Annotated in this window: 14 protein-coding genes; 10 read left to right on the top strand and 4 right to left on the bottom strand. The window is 69.2% G+C overall.

Annotation, left to right across the window (positions count from 1 at the left end):
- Positions 1-49: 49 nt before the first annotated feature.
- The 8 genes from HEP75_RS14945 to HEP75_RS14910 all read left to right on the top strand — a co-directional run bounded on the left by HEP75_RS14945 (position 50) and on the right by HEP75_RS14910 (position 10,213).
- The gene (locus HEP75_RS14945; RefSeq protein ID WP_185813480.1) at positions 50-1,042 is read left to right on the top strand and encodes an ABC transporter substrate-binding protein; all 993 of its coding nucleotides are present in this window, start codon (positions 50-52) and stop codon (positions 1,040-1,042) included.
- Positions 1,043-1,054: 12 nt separating this feature from the next.
- Complete coding sequence (locus HEP75_RS14940; RefSeq protein WP_185824051.1) at positions 1,055-2,569, top strand: sugar ABC transporter ATP-binding protein; 1,515 nt, start codon at positions 1,055-1,057, stop codon at positions 2,567-2,569.
- Positions 2,566-3,621, top strand: a complete 1,056-nt coding sequence (locus HEP75_RS14935; protein WP_058195661.1) for an ABC transporter permease — start codon at positions 2,566-2,568, stop codon at positions 3,619-3,621. The genes HEP75_RS14940 and HEP75_RS14935 overlap by 4 nt, the downstream gene beginning before the upstream one ends.
- On the top strand, positions 3,618-4,646 hold the full coding sequence (gene yjfF / locus HEP75_RS14930; protein WP_185824050.1) for a galactofuranose ABC transporter, permease protein YjfF: 1,029 nt from the start codon (positions 3,618-3,620) through the stop codon (positions 4,644-4,646). The genes HEP75_RS14935 and yjfF overlap by 4 nt, the downstream gene beginning before the upstream one ends.
- Positions 4,643-6,598, top strand: a complete 1,956-nt coding sequence (locus HEP75_RS14925) for a glycoside hydrolase family 127 protein (RefSeq protein ID WP_185824049.1) — start codon at positions 4,643-4,645, stop codon at positions 6,596-6,598. The genes yjfF and HEP75_RS14925 overlap by 4 nt, the downstream gene beginning before the upstream one ends.
- Positions 6,574-8,565 (top strand): glycoside hydrolase family 97 protein, encoded by a 1,992-nt coding sequence (locus HEP75_RS14920; protein ID WP_185824048.1) that lies wholly within the window; start codon positions 6,574-6,576, stop codon positions 8,563-8,565. The genes HEP75_RS14925 and HEP75_RS14920 overlap by 25 nt, the downstream gene beginning before the upstream one ends.
- Before the next feature lie 209 nt (positions 8,566-8,774).
- Positions 8,775-9,395, top strand: coding sequence for a glutathione S-transferase family protein (locus tag HEP75_RS14915; protein ID WP_185820641.1), 621 nt, complete (start codon positions 8,775-8,777; stop codon positions 9,393-9,395).
- Positions 9,396-9,493: 98 nt separating this feature from the next.
- On the top strand, positions 9,494-10,213 hold the full coding sequence (locus tag HEP75_RS14910; protein WP_185824047.1) for a hypothetical protein: 720 nt from the start codon (positions 9,494-9,496) through the stop codon (positions 10,211-10,213).
- Positions 10,214-10,310: 97 nt separating this feature from the next.
- On the opposite strand, the gene HEP75_RS14905 is transcribed toward HEP75_RS14910, so the two are convergent.
- Positions 10,311-10,577 (bottom strand): DUF2798 domain-containing protein, encoded by a 267-nt coding sequence (locus HEP75_RS14905; RefSeq protein WP_185820639.1) that lies wholly within the window; start codon positions 10,575-10,577, stop codon positions 10,311-10,313.
- 140 nt (positions 10,578-10,717) lie between these two features.
- On the opposite strand from HEP75_RS14905, the gene HEP75_RS14900 reads away from it, so the two are divergent.
- Positions 10,718-11,647, top strand: coding sequence for a LysR family transcriptional regulator (locus HEP75_RS14900; RefSeq protein WP_185824046.1), 930 nt, complete (start codon positions 10,718-10,720; stop codon positions 11,645-11,647).
- Positions 11,648-11,668: 21 nt separating this feature from the next.
- On the opposite strand, the gene HEP75_RS14895 is transcribed toward HEP75_RS14900, so the two are convergent.
- Positions 11,669-12,937 (bottom strand): cation:proton antiporter, encoded by a 1,269-nt coding sequence (locus tag HEP75_RS14895; RefSeq protein WP_185824045.1) that lies wholly within the window; start codon positions 12,935-12,937, stop codon positions 11,669-11,671.
- 221 nt (positions 12,938-13,158) lie between these two features.
- Here HEP75_RS14895 and HEP75_RS14890 point away from each other — a divergent pair, with 221 nt between their 5' ends.
- On the top strand, positions 13,159-14,322 hold the full coding sequence (locus HEP75_RS14890; RefSeq protein WP_185824044.1) for a membrane dipeptidase: 1,164 nt from the start codon (positions 13,159-13,161) through the stop codon (positions 14,320-14,322).
- Positions 14,323-14,374: 52 nt separating this feature from the next.
- On the opposite strand, the gene HEP75_RS14885 is transcribed toward HEP75_RS14890, so the two are convergent.
- Both HEP75_RS14885 and HEP75_RS14880 read right to left on the bottom strand, forming a co-directional pair.
- Positions 14,375-15,364, bottom strand: a complete 990-nt coding sequence (locus tag HEP75_RS14885; RefSeq protein WP_255423869.1) for a DJ-1/PfpI family protein — start codon at positions 15,362-15,364, stop codon at positions 14,375-14,377.
- Positions 15,365-15,533: 169 nt separating this feature from the next.
- Entirely contained in the window at positions 15,534-16,670 is a 1,137-nt protein-coding gene (locus HEP75_RS14880) for a DJ-1/PfpI family protein (RefSeq protein WP_185824042.1), read from the bottom strand.
- Between the last annotated feature and the right edge of the window lie 241 nt (positions 16,671-16,911).

Below are 16,911 nucleotides of genomic sequence, written 5' to 3'. Positions count from 1 at the left end.
CGGCACGAACGCCGCGCGACCGCCAGCGTGCAACGAACGAGGAGGGGTTATGCAGAAGTCAGGTGTGCGTGCGGCGGTGCTGGGAATGGCGGTACTGCTGGGTGCGGCGTTGAGCGCGTGTTCCGGCGGCGGCAAGGACGCGGCCGGCAAGTCGGGCCAGATCACGGTCGGCTTCAGCCAGGTCGGCGCCGAGAGCGAGTGGCGCACTGCCAATACCGCCTCGGTCAAGCAGGCGATCGAGCAGGCGGGGATGAAGCTGAAGTTCTCCGACGCGCAGCAGAAACAGGAAAACCAGATCAAGGCGCTGCGCTCGTTCATCGCCCAGCGCGTGGACGTGATCGCGTTCTCGCCGGTGGTCGAATCCGGCTGGGAAACCGTGCTGCGCGAAGCCAAGACGGCGAACATCCCGGTGGTGCTGACCGACCGCGCGGTCAAGGTGTCCGACGACAGCCTGTACACCACACTGATCGGCTCGGACTTCGTCGAGGAAGGGCGCAAGGCCGGGCGCTGGCTGCTCGAGCAGTCGCCGCTGAAGGACGGCGACAAGCCGGTGCGCATCGTCGAGCTGCAGGGCACCGTGGGTTCGGCACCGGCGATCGACCGCATGAAGGGCTTCAAGGAAATCATCGCGGCCAACCCGCGCTTCCAGGTGGTGCGCTCGCAGAGCGGCGACTTCACCCGCGCCAAGGGCAAGGAAGTGATGGAGGCGTTCCTGAAGTCGGAAGGGCGCAACATCGACGTGCTGTACGCGCACAACGACGATATGGCGATCGGCGCGATCCAGGCGATCGAGGAAGCCGGGCTGAAGCCGGGCAAGGACATCCTGGTGATCTCCATCGACGGGGTGAAGGGCGCGTTCGAGGCGATGCAGGCCGGCAAGCTCAACGTCACCGTGGAATGCAATCCGCTGCTCGGCCCGCAGCTGGTGCAGGCGATCCGCGACGCCAAGGCCGGCAAGCCGCTGCCCAAGCGCATCGTGGTCGAGGAATCGGTGTACACCCAGGAGCAGGCCGCCGCCGAGCTGCCCAAGCGCAAGTACTGACGGAGCCTGCCGATGAAGCCGGTGGTGCTGCACGCGCAGGGACTGAGCAAGGCCTACGCCGGCGTCGCCGCGCTGGACGACGTGGCGCTGTGCCTGCGCGGCGGCGAGATCCACGCGCTGATGGGCCAGAACGGCGCCGGCAAATCCACCCTGATCAAGCTGCTGACCGGTGCGGTCGCCGCCGATGCCGGGCGCATGGCGCTGGGCGGCGACGCGATCGCGCCGAGCTCGCCGCTGCAGGCGCAGCAGCTGGGCATCAGCACCGTGTACCAGGAAGTGAACCTGTGCCCGAACCTGTCGGTGGCCGAGAACATCTTCGCCGGCCGCTATCCGTTGAAGGGCTGGCCGCGGCGCATCGACTGGCACCGGGTCGAACGCGAGGCGCGTGAGTGCCTGCAGCGGCTGGGCGTGGACATCGACGTGCGCCGCGCGCTGTCCGCCTATCCGGTGGCGGTGCAGCAGATGGTGGCGATCGCGCGCGCGCTGAGCGTGTCGGCGCGGGTGCTGATTCTCGACGAACCCACCTCCAGCCTCGACGAAGGCGAGGTCGCCGAACTGTTCCGGGTGATGCGTGGCCTGCGCGAGCAGGGCATGGCGATCCTGTTCGTGACCCATTTTCTCGACCAGGTGTATGCGGTGTCCGACCGCATCAGCGTGCTGCGCAACGGGCGCCTGGTCGGCGAATACCTGGCCGCGGACCTGCCGGCGCCGCGGCTGATCGCGGCGATGGTCGGGCGCGAACTGGACGTGGCCGCCGCGGCCGCCGCGACGGTGGACGCCGTGCCGACCGAAGACGCGCCGGTGCTGCTGCAGGCACAGGGCCTGGGCCGGCGCGGCCAGTTGCACCCGATCGATTTGCAACTGCGCCGTGGCCAGGTGCTGGGCCTGGCCGGCCTGCTCGGCGCCGGCCGCACCGAGCTGGCGCGGCTGCTGTTCGGCCTGGACCGCGCCGATTGCGGCCGCGTGTCCATCGACGGCAATGAAGTGGCGCTGCGCGGCCCGCCCGACGCGATCCGCCACGGCCTGGCGCTGTGTCCGGAAGAGCGCAAGACCGACGGCATCGTCGCCGAGCTGTCGGTGCGCGAGAACATCGTGCTGGCGCTGCAGGCGCGCATGGGCCTGCGCCGGTTCCTGCCGCTGGCCGAACAGCTGCGCATCGCGCAGGGCTACGTGGACGCGCTGGGCATCAAGACCGCCAGCGTGGAAACCCCGGTCGGGCTGCTGTCCGGCGGCAACCAGCAGAAAGTGGTGCTGGCGCGCTGGCTGGCGACGCGGCCGCGGCTGCTGATCCTCGACGAACCCACCCGCGGCATCGACATCGCCGCCAAGCAGGACATCATGACCCGCATCCTGGCGCTGGCCCGCGAAGGCATGGCGGTGCTGTTCATTTCCGCCGAGGTCGCCGAGATCGAGCGTATCGCCGACCGCATCGCGGTGCTGCGCGAACGCCGCCTGGTCGGCGAACTGCCGGGCGGCTGCGGCGAGCGCGCGGTATTCGAGATGATCGCCGGGAGCGCGGCGGCATGAGCGCGGCGGCCACGTCATCGCCGAGCGCGCCGCGGCTGCCGGCGCGCATCGTCGCCCACCCGCTGTTCTGGCCGCTGGCCACGCTGGCGCTGCTGCTGCTCGGCAACGGCCTGTGGAATCCCGGCTTCCTGGCGCTGCAATGGCGCGACGGGCACCTGTACGGCAACCTGGTGGACATCGGCAACCGCGCCGCGCCGCTGGCGCTGGTCGCGCTGGGCATGACCCTGGTGATCGCGGTGCGCGGCCTGGACATCTCGGTCGGCGCGGTGGTGGCGATCGCCGCAACGGTGGCGGCGTGGATGATCGGCGGCGGCGAGCACAGCCGCTTCCCGCTGTGGGCGGTGATCGTGGCGCCGCTGCTGGTCGCCGCTGCGTGCGGACTGTGGAACGGGTTGCTGGTGGTCAAGGTCGGCATGCAGCCGATCATCGCCACGCTGATCCTGATGGTGGCCGGGCGCGGCGTGGCCCAGCTGATCGGCGACGGCCAGATCCTGACCATCTACTACCCGCCGTATTTCTATCTGGGCAACGGCTTCCTGCTCGGCCTGCCGTTCGCGCTGTTCGTGGTCGCCGCGGTGTTCGCGGTGTTGCAGTTGCTGCTCGGGCGCACCGCGCTGGGCCTGTTCGTGCGCGCGATCGGGCACAACCCGCGCGCGGCGCGCGTGGCCGGGATCAAGGCGCGGCTGATCGCGGTGCTGCTGTACGTGTTCTGCGCGTTCAGCGCCGGCCTGGCCGGGCTGCTGATCAGTTCCAACGTCAAGAGCGCCGATGCCAACAACGCCGGCCAGCTGATGGAGTTGGACGCGATCCTGGCGGTCACCCTCGGCGGCACGCTGCTCGACGGCGGCCGCTTCAGCCTGGCCGGCAGCCTGATCGGCGCGCTGATCATCCAGACCCTGACCGCGACCATCTACGCCATCGGCGTGCCGGCGCAGGTCAACATGCTGATCAAGGCGCTGCTGGTGTTCGCGGTGATGCTGCTGCAGTCGCCGCAGTTCCGCGCCAGCGTGCGCGGCTGGGTGCGGCGTGCCGAGCCGGGAGCACGGCGATGAGCGCGGCCGGCGTCCCGATCCAGAACGCGCGCGGCCTGCGCCGCGTCGGCACGCTGCTGCACGGCGCGCGCCTGCCGCTGGCGATCACCGTAGCCCTGTTCGTGGCCATGGCCGGCGCCGGCGGCGTGCTCTACGATGGCTTCCTGTCGCCGCAGGTGTTCGCCAATCTGCTGATCGACAATGCCTTCCTGTGCATCGCCGCGGTCGGCATGACGTTCGTGATCCTGAGCGGCGGCATCGACCTGTCGGTGGGCGCGGTGATCGCTTTCACCACGGTGCTGTCGGCGTCGCTGGTGCAGCACCATGGCTGGTCGCCGCTGGCGGCGATCCCGCTGGTGTTGCTGCTCGGGGCGCTGTTCGGCGCGTTCATGGGCATGCTGATCCAGCGCTACCGGCTGCAGCCGTTCGTGGTGACCCTGGCCGGCATGTTCCTGGCGCGCGGCGCCAGCTACCTGATCAGCGTCGATTCGATTCCGATCGACGATGCGCTGTACGTGGCCATCGCCCAGTTCCGCGTGCCGATCGGCGCCGGCGCCTCGCTGTCGATCGGCGCACTGATCGCGCTGGCCACGGTGGCGCTGGGCATGTGGCTGGCGCACAGCACGCGCTTCGGCCGCTGCGTGTATGCGCTGGGCGGCAGCGAGGCCTCGGCGCGGCTGATGGGCCTGCCGGTGGCCGCCACCCAGGTCAAGGTCTACGCCTTCAGCGGATTCTGCTCGGCGCTGGCCGGGGTGGTGTGCACGTTCTACATGCTGTCCGGCTACAGCCTGCATGCGCTGGGCCTGGAACTGGATGCGATCGCCGCGGTGGTGATCGGTGGCACCTTGCTGGCCGGCGGCAGCGGCTACGTGATCGGCACGCTGTTCGGCGTGCTGATCCTGGGCGTGATCCAGACCCTGATCGTGTTCGACGGCACGCTCAGCTCGTGGTGGACGCGCATCGTGATCGGCGCGCTGCTGCTGGTGTTCTGCCTTCTGCAACGCGTGTTGACCCGGCGCACGCCGGATTCGGGAGCGGACGCATGACGGAATATGAAGAGGCGGGCCTGGCCTGCACAAGGCGCGATTTCCTGCACTACGGCGGCGCCTCGCTGGCCGCGCTGGGTCTGTTGGCGCAAGGCGAGGCGCTGGCCGCATCGCCTGCGGAGGTAGCAGCGGCCGCGAAACGGCAGCTGGCCGTGCAACTGCGCGAGCAGCCGTTCGCGCTGGGCCAGGTGCAACTGCTCGACGGCCCGTTCCTGCAGGCACGCGAGCGCGATCGCCGCTACCTGATGTCCATTCCCAACGACCGCCTGCTGCACAATTTCCGGCTAGCCGCGGGCCTGGACTCGCAGGCCGAGCCGCTGGGCGGCTGGGAGTCGCCGCACTGCGAGATCCGCGGGCATTTTGCCGGCGGTCATTACCTGTCGGCCTGCGCGCTGCTGTACGCGGCCACCGGCGATGCCGCGCTGAAGGACAAGGCCGATGCGCTGGTCGCCGAACTCGCGCGCTGCCAGCGTGCGGATGGCTACATCGGCGCGTACCCGTCCTCGTTCTACGACCGGCTCGGCCGCCGCGAGGAGGTGTGGGTGCCGATCTACACCGCGCACAAGATCCTGGCCGGGCACCTGGACATGGCCCGCCATGCCGGCAACGCGCAGGCGCTGCGCACCGCGCAGCGCTTCGCCGACTGGCTGGGCGCGTGGATGGACGGCTTCGACGACGCGCAGTGGCAACGCATCCTCGGCGTGGAGTTCGGCGGCGTGCACGAGTCGCTGCTGGAGCTGTACCTGCTCAGCGGCGACGCCAGGTACCAGCGCTGGGCGGCGCGCTACGAGCAGGCCGCGCTGCTGGAACCGCTGGCGCAGCAGCGCGACGCACTGGCCGGCCTGCACGCCAACACCCAGATCCCGAAGATCGTCGCCGCCGCGCGCGCCTACGAGATCGACGGCGAGCCGCGCCAGCGCCAGATCGCCGAATTCTTCTGGCGCACGGTCAGCGGCCACCATGCCTATTGCACCGGCGGCGTCAGCGACTTCGAGATGTTCGGCAAGCCCGACCACTTCGCCGGGCGCCTGAGCGGGCACAGCCACGAGTGCTGCTGCAGCTACAACATGCTCAAGCTGACCCGGCACCTGTACACCTGGCAGCCGGACGCGGCGCTGATGGACTACTACGAGCGCGTGCTGTTCAACGCGCGCCTGGGCACCCAGGACGAAGCCGGCATGATGATGTACTTCGTGCCGATGGATGCCGGCTACTGGAAGCTCTACAACACGCCGTTCGCCTCGTTCTGGTGCTGCACCGGCACCGGCGTGGAGGAGTTCGCCAAGAGCAACGACAGCATCTACTTTCGCGACGATGCCGGCCTCACCGTCAACCTGTTCATCGCCTCGCAACTGGACTGGGCCGAGCGCGGCCTGCGTGTCGTGCAGCGCACCCGGTTCCCGCAGCAGGAAGGCACCGCACTGGAGTTCCAGTGCAAGCGACCGCAGCAGATGACGCTGCGCCTGCGCATCCCGTACTGGGCCACCCAGGGCGTGCGCCTGCGCATCAACGGCAAGGCGCAGACGGTCAAGGCGACACCTGGCAGCTACCTTTCGCTAGAGCGCCGTTTCGCCGACGGCGACCGCATCGAACTGGACCTGCCGATGGCGCTGCACGCCGCGCCGCTACCCGACGAACCCAGCCTGCAGGCGATGATGTACGGTCCGCTGGTGCTGGCTGCGCAGCTGGGCAGCGACGGTATCGACCCGGCGCAGCTGCACGTGTCCGACCAGCGGCCGTCGTTGAACCGGATCGTCGGCCGCCAATTGCCGGCGGTCTACTTCGCGCCGGAACAGCTGTGGGCGCGCAAGCGCGAGGGACAGGAACTGGTGTTCGAGGCCGACGGACTGCAGGGCCCGCTGACCCTGGTGCCGTTCTACCGCATCGCCCACGAGCGTTACGCGGTCTATTGCCGAGCGAGGCCGGTATGGGAAAAGAACCCGCAATTCTGAGCCGCTGGTACAGGGCCTCGGCCGCGATCGCGGCAGCCTGCGCATTGCTGCTGTGCGCGCTGCCGGCGCTGGCCGCCGAGCGCATGGTCGGCGACGTGCTCAGCCCGGACGCCACGCTGCACGCGCAAGTGAGCGTTGACGCGGCCGGCAGCGCGCACTACCGCGTGTTGCGCGACGGGCGCGAGGTGCTGTTGCGCTCGCGGCTGGGCCTGGTCCGCGACGATGCCGATTTCTCCAAGGGCCTGCGCCTGCTCGCGGTGTCGCCGGTCGAGCCGGTGCACGATCGCTACGAACTGCTGACCGGCAAGCGGCGCATCAACGACTACCGCGCCAATCGCCGCGTGTTCTCCTGGCGCGGCGCCAACGGCGAACGCCTGCAGATCGAATTCCAGGTCTCCGACGACGGCGTCGCGTTCCGCTACGACTTCCCGCAGCGCGACCCGAACATCCGCGAGCTGCGCGAGGACGCCACCACGTTCCGCTTCGCCGCCGCCACGCGCGCCTGGTTGCAGCCGATGTCGCCGGCCAAGACCGGCTTCGGCAGGACCAATCCTTCCTACGAGGAGTACTACCTGCAGGACATCACGGTCGGCACGCCGTCGCCGCTCGCGGCCGGCTGGGTGTATCCGGCCCTGTTCCGCCATGAGGCGGACTGGGTGCTGCTCAGCGAGGGTTCGCTCGGCCGCGGCCACGCCGGCAGCCGCCTGCGCGATGTCGCCGACGCGCCCGGCGAGTACGCGATCGGCATGCCCGATCCGCGCGAGGTGCTGCCCGGCGGCGCCGCCAATCCGCGCTTCGCGCTGCCGTGGCGCTCGCCGTGGCGCATCGTCGCGGTCGGCAGCCTGAAGACCATCGCCGAGTCCACGCTCGGCACCGACCTGGCCGATCCGCCCGCGGCCGCGCCGATCGCGCCGCCGCAGCCCGGCAAGGCGTCGTGGAGCTGGCCGCTGCTCGGCGACGGCGCTACGACCTTCGAAGTGCAGAAGCGCTACATCGACTTCGCCGCGCGCATGGGCTGGCGCTACACCTTGATCGATGCCCTGTGGGACACGCAGATCGGTGAAGACAAGCTGCGCGAGCTGATCGCCTACGCGCACAGCAAGCAGGTGTCGATCCTGCTCTGGTACAACTCGGCCGGCAGCTGGAACGAAGCGCCGCAGACCCCGCGCGACCGCATGCTGACCCACGCCAGCCGCATCCGCGAGTTCGCGCGGCTCAAGGCGATGGGCGTGGCCGGGGTGAAGATCGATTTCTTCGGCGGCGACGGGCAGTCGATGATCGGCTACTACCTGGACATCATGCAGGACGCCGCGCCGTACGGGCTGATGCTCAACTTCCATGGCGCCACCTTGCCGCGCGGCTGGCAGCGCACCTGGCCGGACCTGATGACCATGGAGGCGGTGCGCGGGCTGGAATTCGCCACCTTCGAGCAGGTCAACGCCGACCAGGTGCCGGCGCATGCGGCGATGCTGCCGTTCGCGCGCAACGTGTTCGACCCGATGGACTTCACCCCGCTGGCCCTGGTCAAACTCAACGACAAGGTGCAGCGCCGCACCACGCCCGGCTTCGAACTGGCCGAGACGGTGCTGTTCGTGTCCGGCATCCAGCATTACGCCGAGACCCCGGAGAATCTTGAGAAGGCCGCGCCGGAGGTGCAGGCGCTGCTGCGCGAACTGCCCTCGGTGTGGGACGACAGCCGCTACGTGGACGGCTATCCCGGCCGCTTCGCGGTGTTCGCGCGGCGCGGCGGCGCGCGCTGGTACGTGGCCGGCATCAACGCCGATGCGCAACCGCGCACGCTGCGCCTGAACCTGGCGGAGTTGGGCGTGGCCGGTCGCGGCGCGCGCCTGATCGTCGATGGCGACGGCCCGCTGGGCCTGGCCAGCCGGCGCATCGAAGTGGGGCCGACGCAGAACGTCGAGGTGTCGTTGCCGGCGCGCGGCGGCTTCGTGCTGCAGTTCGACTGAGCGCGCTGGCGCCTGCCGCGTGCAGGGGCGGGCACCGCCGCAACGGCGCCCGCGCATGCCGATGGCGGGGATTGCGTGGGTGCCGCACCGAACCGGCAAGACTGAATCCGCGCCATTGCGGCGGCGGCACGACGGTCGCATCGCACGCATCGGCGTCGCAGCTGCGGATGCGGCGGCATAGAATTGGCGCTCGCGACAGGAGCGCTGCCATGCTGAAGATCTGGGGCCGACACAATTCGAGCAACGTGCGCAAGGTGCTGTGGTGCGCCGAGGAAATCGGCGTGGCCTATGAGTCGATCGAGGTCGGCGGCGCGTTCGGCAAGACCGCCGATCCGGCCTACCGCGCATTGAATCCCAACGGCCTGGTGCCGGCGATCGAGGACAACGGCCTGGCGCTGTGGGAATCCAACGCCATCGTGCGCTACCTGGCCGCGCGCTATGCGCCGGACACGCTGTATCCGCAGGATCCGGCCGAACGCGCGCGTGGCGACAAGTGGATGGACTGGACCACGTCGACCTTCGCCGGCCCGTTCCGCGATCTTTTCTGGGGCACGCTGCGCACCGCGCCCGAAGCGCGCGACGCAGCCAGGATCGCCGCGGCGCTGGCGCGTTCGGGCGAATTGCTGGGCATGGCCGATGCGGCGCTGGCGCAGCAGCCGTGGCTGTCGGGCGCGCAGTTCGCGATGGGCGACATCCCGCTGGGCAGCTTCGCCTACGCCTGGTTCGAGATGCCGATCGAACGACCGGCGCTGCCGCACCTGCAGGACTGGTACTCCCGCCTGCAACAGCGTCCGGCCTACCGCAAGGGCGTGATGACGCCGCTGACCTGAGTATGGTGTGGCCTGCGGCCAGCGTTGCCGCGCCCGTTTCGCTGCAGCGGCCATTCCGCTCGCGCGTATCCGCTACCTGACGGCAAGGAGCCGCCACCTTGATCGAAACCCCGAAAATCGTGTTGTGCATTCCCGGCCCGTGGCAGGACCGCTCGGATCTGCTCCCGCGCATCGTCCGCGACAGCGGCGGTTACCTGTTTGCCGGGCAGGTCCTGCTGCACATGGAAAGCGGCGACGCCTTCGAACTGCAATACGAGCCGCGCGACCCACGCATGGCGGACGCGTTTGCTGCCGCCGGGCCGCACTGGCTCGATTCCGACGACATGGCGCGCATCGATGCGCATGCCTCGGTCGTGTACCTGATCGGCGATGGCGGTTCCAGGGCGCGCGCCGAGGCGATGATGCTGGCGGCCGCGGCGCTGCTGGACGCCGGCGGTCTGGGCGTGAAGGTCGAGAGCAGCGGCGTCGCGCACGGTCCGGGAGCGTGGCGCCAGCTGTGCGCGGACCTGGGCTTTTTCAGCGCCCATCGTGCATACGTGTTGAACCTCACCGGCGAGCAGGTGCATTCCTGCGGCATGCACCATTTCGGCATGAAAGACGCGATCGTTGATGCGCAGGCGGCAGACGACCCGGTCGCGCTGCTGCACACCTTCACCTGGTACCTGTTCACCGAAGCGCCGGCGATGCGCGAGGGCCACACCTTCGCCGTCGCCGAGGATGCGCCGCGCTACCGGCTCGACGCCGAACCCAGCGCCCAGTTCCAGCCCGGCGACCTGTTCGCCAATCCCTATGGGCTGTGGCGGCTGACGCCGCTGTGAGCCGGCGATTCAACATGCACCTGTAGGAGCGGCTTCAGCCGCGACAGGGAGCCCATCGCCACCATCGCTGCATCACACGCGGTAGCGCCCAAAACCCTCAACGCGGCACATGCACCGTCGCCGCCACCAGCCGCATCACCAGCGGCCGTACCACCAGGATGCAGCAGAACGCGGTCGGCATCGCCAGCCGATACGCGCCCAGCACGCGCTGCAGATAGTCCTCGCCGAGACCGGCATTGGCCGCGGTGATCACCAGGCACATCAGCATGGCCATGATCGCGGCCATGTAGAAGGCGAACACGAACGGCGTGGTGCGCACGCCCAGTTTCAGGCGGCGTGGCGCGGCGATATCGAAATCCTGCATGGGCGATGCCTCGGTGGTCGTTGCGGCCTGACGGCGCGGGAGGCGGCACGTTAGCAAGCCGATCGCAGCGCCAGTAGGCGAGGGCGGCTTGCGACTTTGTAAACTGCAACTTACGAATGCATCGCGTATAGCTGTAGCCAGTGAACCTTCTTCAGTCCATCCGCAGCTTCATCCATACCGTAGAGGCCGGCAGCGTCGCCGGCGGCGCCAAGGCCTTGGGCGTGAGCGCGGCGGCGGTGAGCCAGAACATCGCGCGGCTGGAAGCGCACCTGGGCGTGCGCCTGCTCAACCGCAGCACGCGCAGCCTGGCGCTGACCGAGCGCGGCGCGCTGTATCTGCAGCAGGTGCGGCGGGTGGAACTGGATCTGGAGCGCGCGCGGCAATCGGTGGCCGATCCGCAGGCCGAGCCGGAAGGGCGGTTGCGCATCGCCAGCACCGCCGCGTTCGGCCGGCATGTGCTGGCGCCGCTGCTGCCGGCGCTGGCGGCGCGGCATCCGCGCCTGTCGATCGAACTGCTGAGCGCCGATCATCGCGTGGACCACGCGCAGGAAGGGGTGGATGTCAGCATCCGCATCGAGCCGCAGTTGCAGGACGGCCTGGTCGCACGGTGCATCGCCGCGGTGCCGTTCGTGTTCTGCGCGGCGCCGGAGTACCTGGCGCGTGCCGGCACGCCGGCGACGCCGGAGCAGTTGAAGGACCACGCCTGCCTGTTGCTGCGCTGGGCGGTGGATGGCCGCTACCTGCGCTGGGGCTTCGTCCGCGACGGGCTGCGCTTCGATGTCGAGGTGGCGCCGGCGCTGGTCGGCGACGACATCGATGCGCTCGCCGCCATGGCCGCGGCCGGCGGCGGCATCACCCGGCTGGCCGCATTCGTGGCGCAGCCTTACCTGCAGCGCGGCGCGTTGCGCGCCTTGTTCGAAGACGCCGCCGGCGCCGCCAACGCCACGCCCGAACCGATGCGGCTGTACCTGTGCGTGGCCGACCGCCGCGATTTCACCCCGAAGGTGCGCGCCCTGCAGGAACACCTCGTCGCCGGCCTGCCGCCGGCGTGGCGCGTGGCGCAGGCCTAGGCCCGCACGACGGGCAGCGGGTTACGGCCTGCCGCCGGCCACCGCCGGCGCCGCCTCGCGCGCGGCGGCGCGGCGCATCACCCAGTTGAACAGCGGCGTGGCCATCAGCGTGGACACGATCGCCATCAGCACCAGGATCGAGAACAGGCCCTGCTCGATGACCCCGGCCTGCAGGCCGATGTTGATGATGATCAGCTCCATCAGCCCGCGCGCGTTCATCAGCGCGCCGATCGCCATCGCGTCGCGGTTGTTCTCGCCGCTGACGCGCGCCGCGGCCCAGCAGGCGATGCCCTTGCCCAGGAACGAGGCGAGCAGGATCGCCACCGCGGCGATCAGGATCTGCGGGTCCAGCAGCACGCTGAGCTGGGTCTTGAGCCCGGAGAAGGTGAAGAACATCGGCAGCAGGAACACCACCACGAACGGCTGCAACTGCTCGCGCAGCTTCTCGGTCAGCGCGCCCTTGGGCAGGCAGGCGCCGAGCAGGAAACCGCCGAACACCGCGTGGATGCCGATCGCGTCCATCGCCCAGGCGCTCGTGCAGAACAGCATCAGCACCACCGCCAGCACGCTGGCGCTGAGCGGCTGGTCGGGGCGCACGTGATCGGCCAGGCGGCGCAGCCAATGCCGGCCGACCAGCATCATGAACAGCGCGTAGCCCACGCCGCCGCCGATCGCCAGGTAGGCGCTGTTCCAGCTGCCGCCGAAGCTGGCCAGTACGATGGCCAGGATGCACCAGGCGGCAGCGTCGTCCACCGCGCCGGCGGTGAGCGCCAGCGTGCCCAGCGAACTGCCGGTGAGGCCGCGCTCGTGGATGATCCGCGCCAGCATCGGGAACGCGGTGATGGCGATGGCCGCGCCCAGGAACAGCGAGGCTTCCAGGGTCTTGGCCTTGGCCGAGAACAGGCCCGGGGTATGCAGCAGCCACGGCACCAGCGCGAACGCGAGCACGAACGGCACCGCGATGCCGGCCAGCGACACGCTCATCGCGCTGCGGTAGCGCGCGCGGAAATGGTCGCCACGGAAGTCGGTGCCGACCAGGAACATGTACAGGCCCACGCCGAACTGCGCGACCACGTACAGCATGTCCAGGGTCTGCTTGGGGAACAGCGCCTGCTGCACGTCCGGCAGCAGCCAGCCGAACAGCGACGGCCCCAGCGCCACGCCTGCGATCATCTCGCCCACCACCTGCGGCTGGCCCACGCGCTTGGCCAACAGGCCGACCAGCCGGCAGATCAGCAGGATCGCCGCCGCCTGCAGAAAGAAATAGACGGACATCTGCGGTGTGGTCATCGGCACGCATCCCTGATATGTCGGCGGATGATAGGAGCGCGGCGCGGAGAAATCCACGCAAGCCGGCTGCACGCCATGCGCGTCTGGCGGTGCGGCGAAGCGCCGACGGTACTTTCGGCACTGACCGCCGCGCGCCGGATGCAGTGCTATGCGGGGCTGCGCGCGTGGCCGTTGGCGGCCACAGGTCGCGTTATCACTTGATTGCAGCGGGAGAGAAAGCGATGAGCGAAGCATGGACGCGGCGGCAATGGCTGGGCCTTTCCGGCAGCGCGCTGCTTGCCGGGCTGCTGCCCACTACGGCGGCGGCGAATGGCGCCGTGGCACCGAAGGCGAAGGACACGGCCGGCAACGGCGCGGACGCAAGCGACGCCGCGGCGCTGTATCGCCGCGCCCTGGTGCTCGACGCCAACACCCTGGCCTCGATCGGCCAGCTGGCCGGCGAAGGCGACAGCGCCGAGCGCATACGCCAGTTGCGCGATTCCGGCGTGACCGCGCTGAAGACCACGCTGGGCGGCGCCGCTGGCGACTTCGAGGAAGCGGTGAAGGACATCGCCGCAGCGCAGGCATTGGTCGAAACCTATCCGCAGCACTTCCTGAAAGTGCTGCGGCACGAGGACCTGCAGCGGGCCAAGCGCGAGAGCCGGATCGCGCTGATCTTCTCCTTCGAATCGGCGGCGATGCTGGAGGACAAGCCCGAACGCATCGATCTGTTCCGCCAGCTCGGCGTGCGCGTGATGCAGCTGTCCTACAACCGTGCCTCGCCGTTCGGCACCGGCTGCCTGGACGGCGATGCCGGCGGCGTCACCGCGCTCGGGCGCGAGGCGATCGTGCGCATGAACCGGCTCGGCGTGGCGCTGGACCTGAGCCATGCCAACGCGCAGACCACCCGCGACGGCATCGCGCTGTCGCAGCGTCCGCCGGTGTTCACCCATGCCGGCTGCAGCGCGGTGTTCGCGCATCCGCGCAACAAGCTCGACCGCGACATGCGCGCGCTGGCCGACAAGGGCGGGGTGATGGGCATCTACATGCTGCCGTTCCTGACCGAGGACAGCCGCCAGCCGCAGCTGGCCGATTATCTGCGGCACATGCGGCATGCGCTGGACGTGTGCGGCGAGGACCACGTCGGCATCGGCACCGATTCGATGTTCTTCCCGGTCACCGAGCAGGATATCCGCGAGATGGACACGCTGATGCAGCAGCGCCGCCACGACGGCGTCGGTGCGCCCGGCGAGAACCGCACCCCGTACCTGCCCGACGTCAACAGCGTGCGCAAGCTCGAACGCGTCGCCGATGGCCTGCTGCGCCACGGCTACAGCGCGCGGGTGACCGAGAAGGTGCTGGGGCTGAACTTCGATCGGGTGTTCGGCGAAATCTGGGCGGCCTGACGCGCGCCGGCATAGCCGTGTTCCAGACTTTCGCGCTTGCGCTCATCGTTCCTCAAGGTTGCCGCGTCCCCTCCGCTTCGACGCCTGCGAGGTGCGTTGAGAAGCGCGAGCGATGCGTACCTGGATTGGTGCCGAACTGGCGCTGAAACGCGCGTCGCAGCTGCTGTTCGTCGCCATAGCCCACGTGCAAGGCGATGCTCTTCAAGGGCAGCCCGGTTTCCTCCAGCGCGCGGCACGCCGCCTCGAGCCGCATCAATTCGACCGTCTTGGCAGGGGTGCGCCCCACCTTGGCCGCATAGATGCGCGCGAAGGTTCGCGGCGCCATGTTTGCACGCTCGGCGAGCTGCGGGACCGACAGGTCCGCGCCCAGGTTCGCTGCCATCCACGCGTGCAGTTCGACGAAGGCATGATCCCGCGTCTGCGCCGCCAGCGGCACGCTGAACTGCGATTGCCCGCCGGCGCGCTTCATGAAAACCACCAGGTGTCTGGCAGCATCGATCGCGACGCGCGGGCCATAATCCTGCTCTATCAGCGCCAATGCGAGATCGATGCCCGAGCTCACCCCGGCCGAGGTCCACAGATTGCCGTCGCGGATGAAGATGCTGTCCGCATCGACCTCCAGTTGCGGATGCCGGCGCTTCAATTTGTCGAGCCAGGCCCAGTGCGTCGCCACGCGCCGGCCATCGAGCTGGCCGGCGGCTGCCAGAAGGAACGCGCCGGTACAGACGGAGCAGAGCCTGCGCACCGATCCGGCGCGCGCGACGATGAAATCGCGCAACGCGGGCACGACCTCGAACTCCTCGCCCGCACAGCCGCCCGGTGCGATCAGCGTGTCGATCGCGACGTTCGCCAGCGCGGAGACCGCGACGGTGACCACCGGCAAGCCCGACCCGGTGACGATCGGGCCGCCCTGTGCCGATGCCACGATCGTGTCATAGCGTGCCGGTGCCCCCGATTCCGCGCTCCGGTTGGCCGTGGCCAGCGCCTGCAACGGACCAGCGAGGTCGAGCAGGTTCATCCCGTCGTAGGCGAGAAGCACCACGCGCAAAGGTCCTTGTGGCTGTCCCACGTGATCGATGCCGATTGGCTTTCCATCCAGGGAAGCTGGAACACTCTGCGCTAGTGAAAACGTCATGGGCTATCGTCCGGTCGCGGCATGTGGCCACCCTGTGACCTGGACTGGATAACGCCGAGAGAGGGAACTGTGCATGTCACTGTGCCGCCTTCAGGTCGCCCCATGGATATTCCATGCCGAGTGCGGACAGGCGCGCGGTGCCGCTGCCATAGCGCTGGGCGATCAGATCGAAAGCGGCAGGCAGCGCCGTGCCGGCAGGGGCAGCCTCGGCCACTACGATGCGCACGTCCGCAGTCAAGGACGATGTCGCCTGTGTCTGCACGCGCAGGCCGCCGCGCAGCCGTACCGGGCCGGCCGTGTCGGAGACAGCGCGGACTTCGTTGCGCATCGTGCGCGACCATGCCTCGGCGTGCAGCGACAGCGCCACCTCATCGTCACCGTCTTGCACCTGTATCGCCACCACATCTTCGTGCTTGACGTGCATGTTGGCGCGGTGCGTTGCTTCGTCCGTCGGCAGAACCTTGAACATGTCGCTGTCATGCGCGGCTTCCCATGACGCAACGCCCAGGCGGTCGGCGGTCGCGCGCGCCGCTTGCGGCCCCGCGATCGTCTGGACCAGCGCAAGGCTGATCGGCAGTGCGGCAGAGACCCCGGCGCTCGAGGCGACATCGCCATCGGCCACATAGCGCAGGTTCGTCAGCCAGGTGACCTGCCGGTAATGCTTCCGACGATCCTGCAGCGAAGCCCAGTGGCCCGTGGCGCGGCGACCGTCGAGTGCGCCGATCTCCGCCAGCAGCTCGACGCCGTCGCAAATCGACACCAACGCGGCGCCGTGCGCGCGTTGCGCCCGCAACCAGGTCGTTTCCTCGGCATGCTTGTCCGCCGTCGCCGGTACGATCACGTAGTCGGCCCCATCGGGGTAGGCCTCGTCGAACGCGGCGACGGTCATGTCGGGCAACAGCGTGAGCGGGCCAGCCTTCAATGGGCGGTCGGTCATGTTCAGGGCGATCACCTTTGCCGCGCCGGATTGCGCGAGTACGCCGTATGGCACGACGAAGTCCGACAGCACGGTCTTGTCCTGGGCGACCACGACGACCACGGGTAGCGCATCCGGATGCTTGCGGACGTGGATGATCGGCAAGCCCGTCACCTGGGCATTCGCTGGCTGCGCTGTCGCCGCAGAACCGGCGGCGGCAACCGACCCACACACCGCGAAGAGGCCGGCGACGCTGACAAGGGCGATGCGGGAGAGGAAGCGGGGACGTTGCGACATGGTGGAATCCGGTGTGGTTGGGATCCCACTCTCTCGGGATTCACGCGTGGCTCAAAGGTCGATCTTCCTTCATTTTCTGCCAAGAGGGGGAATGAGCGTCCGCAACTCCTTTGCGTCCGCTTCCGCGATAACGCTGGCAAGCGGCCCGGGCGCGTCGTTGCACGCGCCGCGCCGGACTGTTCCAGCGGCGTGGTGCCGAATGGATTGACCCGCCTGCGGCGCAGGTCCAGACTTGCGCCCT

Origin of the sequence: Xanthomonas sp. SI, assembly GCF_014236855.1 — a bacterium.
In the GTDB taxonomy this organism is placed as follows: Bacteria; Pseudomonadota; Gammaproteobacteria; order Xanthomonadales; family Xanthomonadaceae; genus Xanthomonas_A.
The sequence above is the reverse complement of the archived record's forward strand: the minus strand, read 5'-3'. Positions and strand labels throughout refer to the sequence as shown.

What these genes read in the sequence shown, in the direction of transcription:
- HEP75_RS14915 (WP_185820641.1), top strand. Translation starts at nt 8,775, where the DNA reads ATGCTGAAGATCTGGGGCCGACACAATTCGAGCAACGTGCGCAAGGTG.
- HEP75_RS14905 (WP_185820639.1), bottom strand. Translation starts at nt 10,577, where the DNA reads ATGCAGGATTTCGATATCGCCGCGCCACGCCGCCTGAAACTGGGCGTG.
- HEP75_RS14935 (WP_058195661.1), top strand. Translation starts at nt 2,566, where the DNA reads ATGAGCGCGGCGGCCACGTCATCGCCGAGCGCGCCGCGGCTGCCGGCG.
- HEP75_RS14895 (WP_185824045.1), bottom strand. Translation starts at nt 12,937, where the DNA reads ATGACCACACCGCAGATGTCCGTCTATTTCTTTCTGCAGGCGGCGGCG.
- yjfF (WP_185824050.1), top strand. Translation starts at nt 3,618, where the DNA reads ATGAGCGCGGCCGGCGTCCCGATCCAGAACGCGCGCGGCCTGCGCCGC.
- HEP75_RS14925 (WP_185824049.1), top strand. Translation starts at nt 4,643, where the DNA reads ATGACGGAATATGAAGAGGCGGGCCTGGCCTGCACAAGGCGCGATTTC.
- HEP75_RS14945 (WP_185813480.1), top strand. Translation starts at nt 50, where the DNA reads ATGCAGAAGTCAGGTGTGCGTGCGGCGGTGCTGGGAATGGCGGTACTG.
- HEP75_RS14880 (WP_185824042.1), bottom strand. Translation starts at nt 16,670, where the DNA reads ATGTCGCAACGTCCCCGCTTCCTCTCCCGCATCGCCCTTGTCAGCGTC.
- HEP75_RS14920 (WP_185824048.1), top strand. Translation starts at nt 6,574, where the DNA reads ATGGGAAAAGAACCCGCAATTCTGAGCCGCTGGTACAGGGCCTCGGCC.
- HEP75_RS14940 (WP_185824051.1), top strand. Translation starts at nt 1,055, where the DNA reads ATGAAGCCGGTGGTGCTGCACGCGCAGGGACTGAGCAAGGCCTACGCC.
- HEP75_RS14890 (WP_185824044.1), top strand. Translation starts at nt 13,159, where the DNA reads ATGAGCGAAGCATGGACGCGGCGGCAATGGCTGGGCCTTTCCGGCAGC.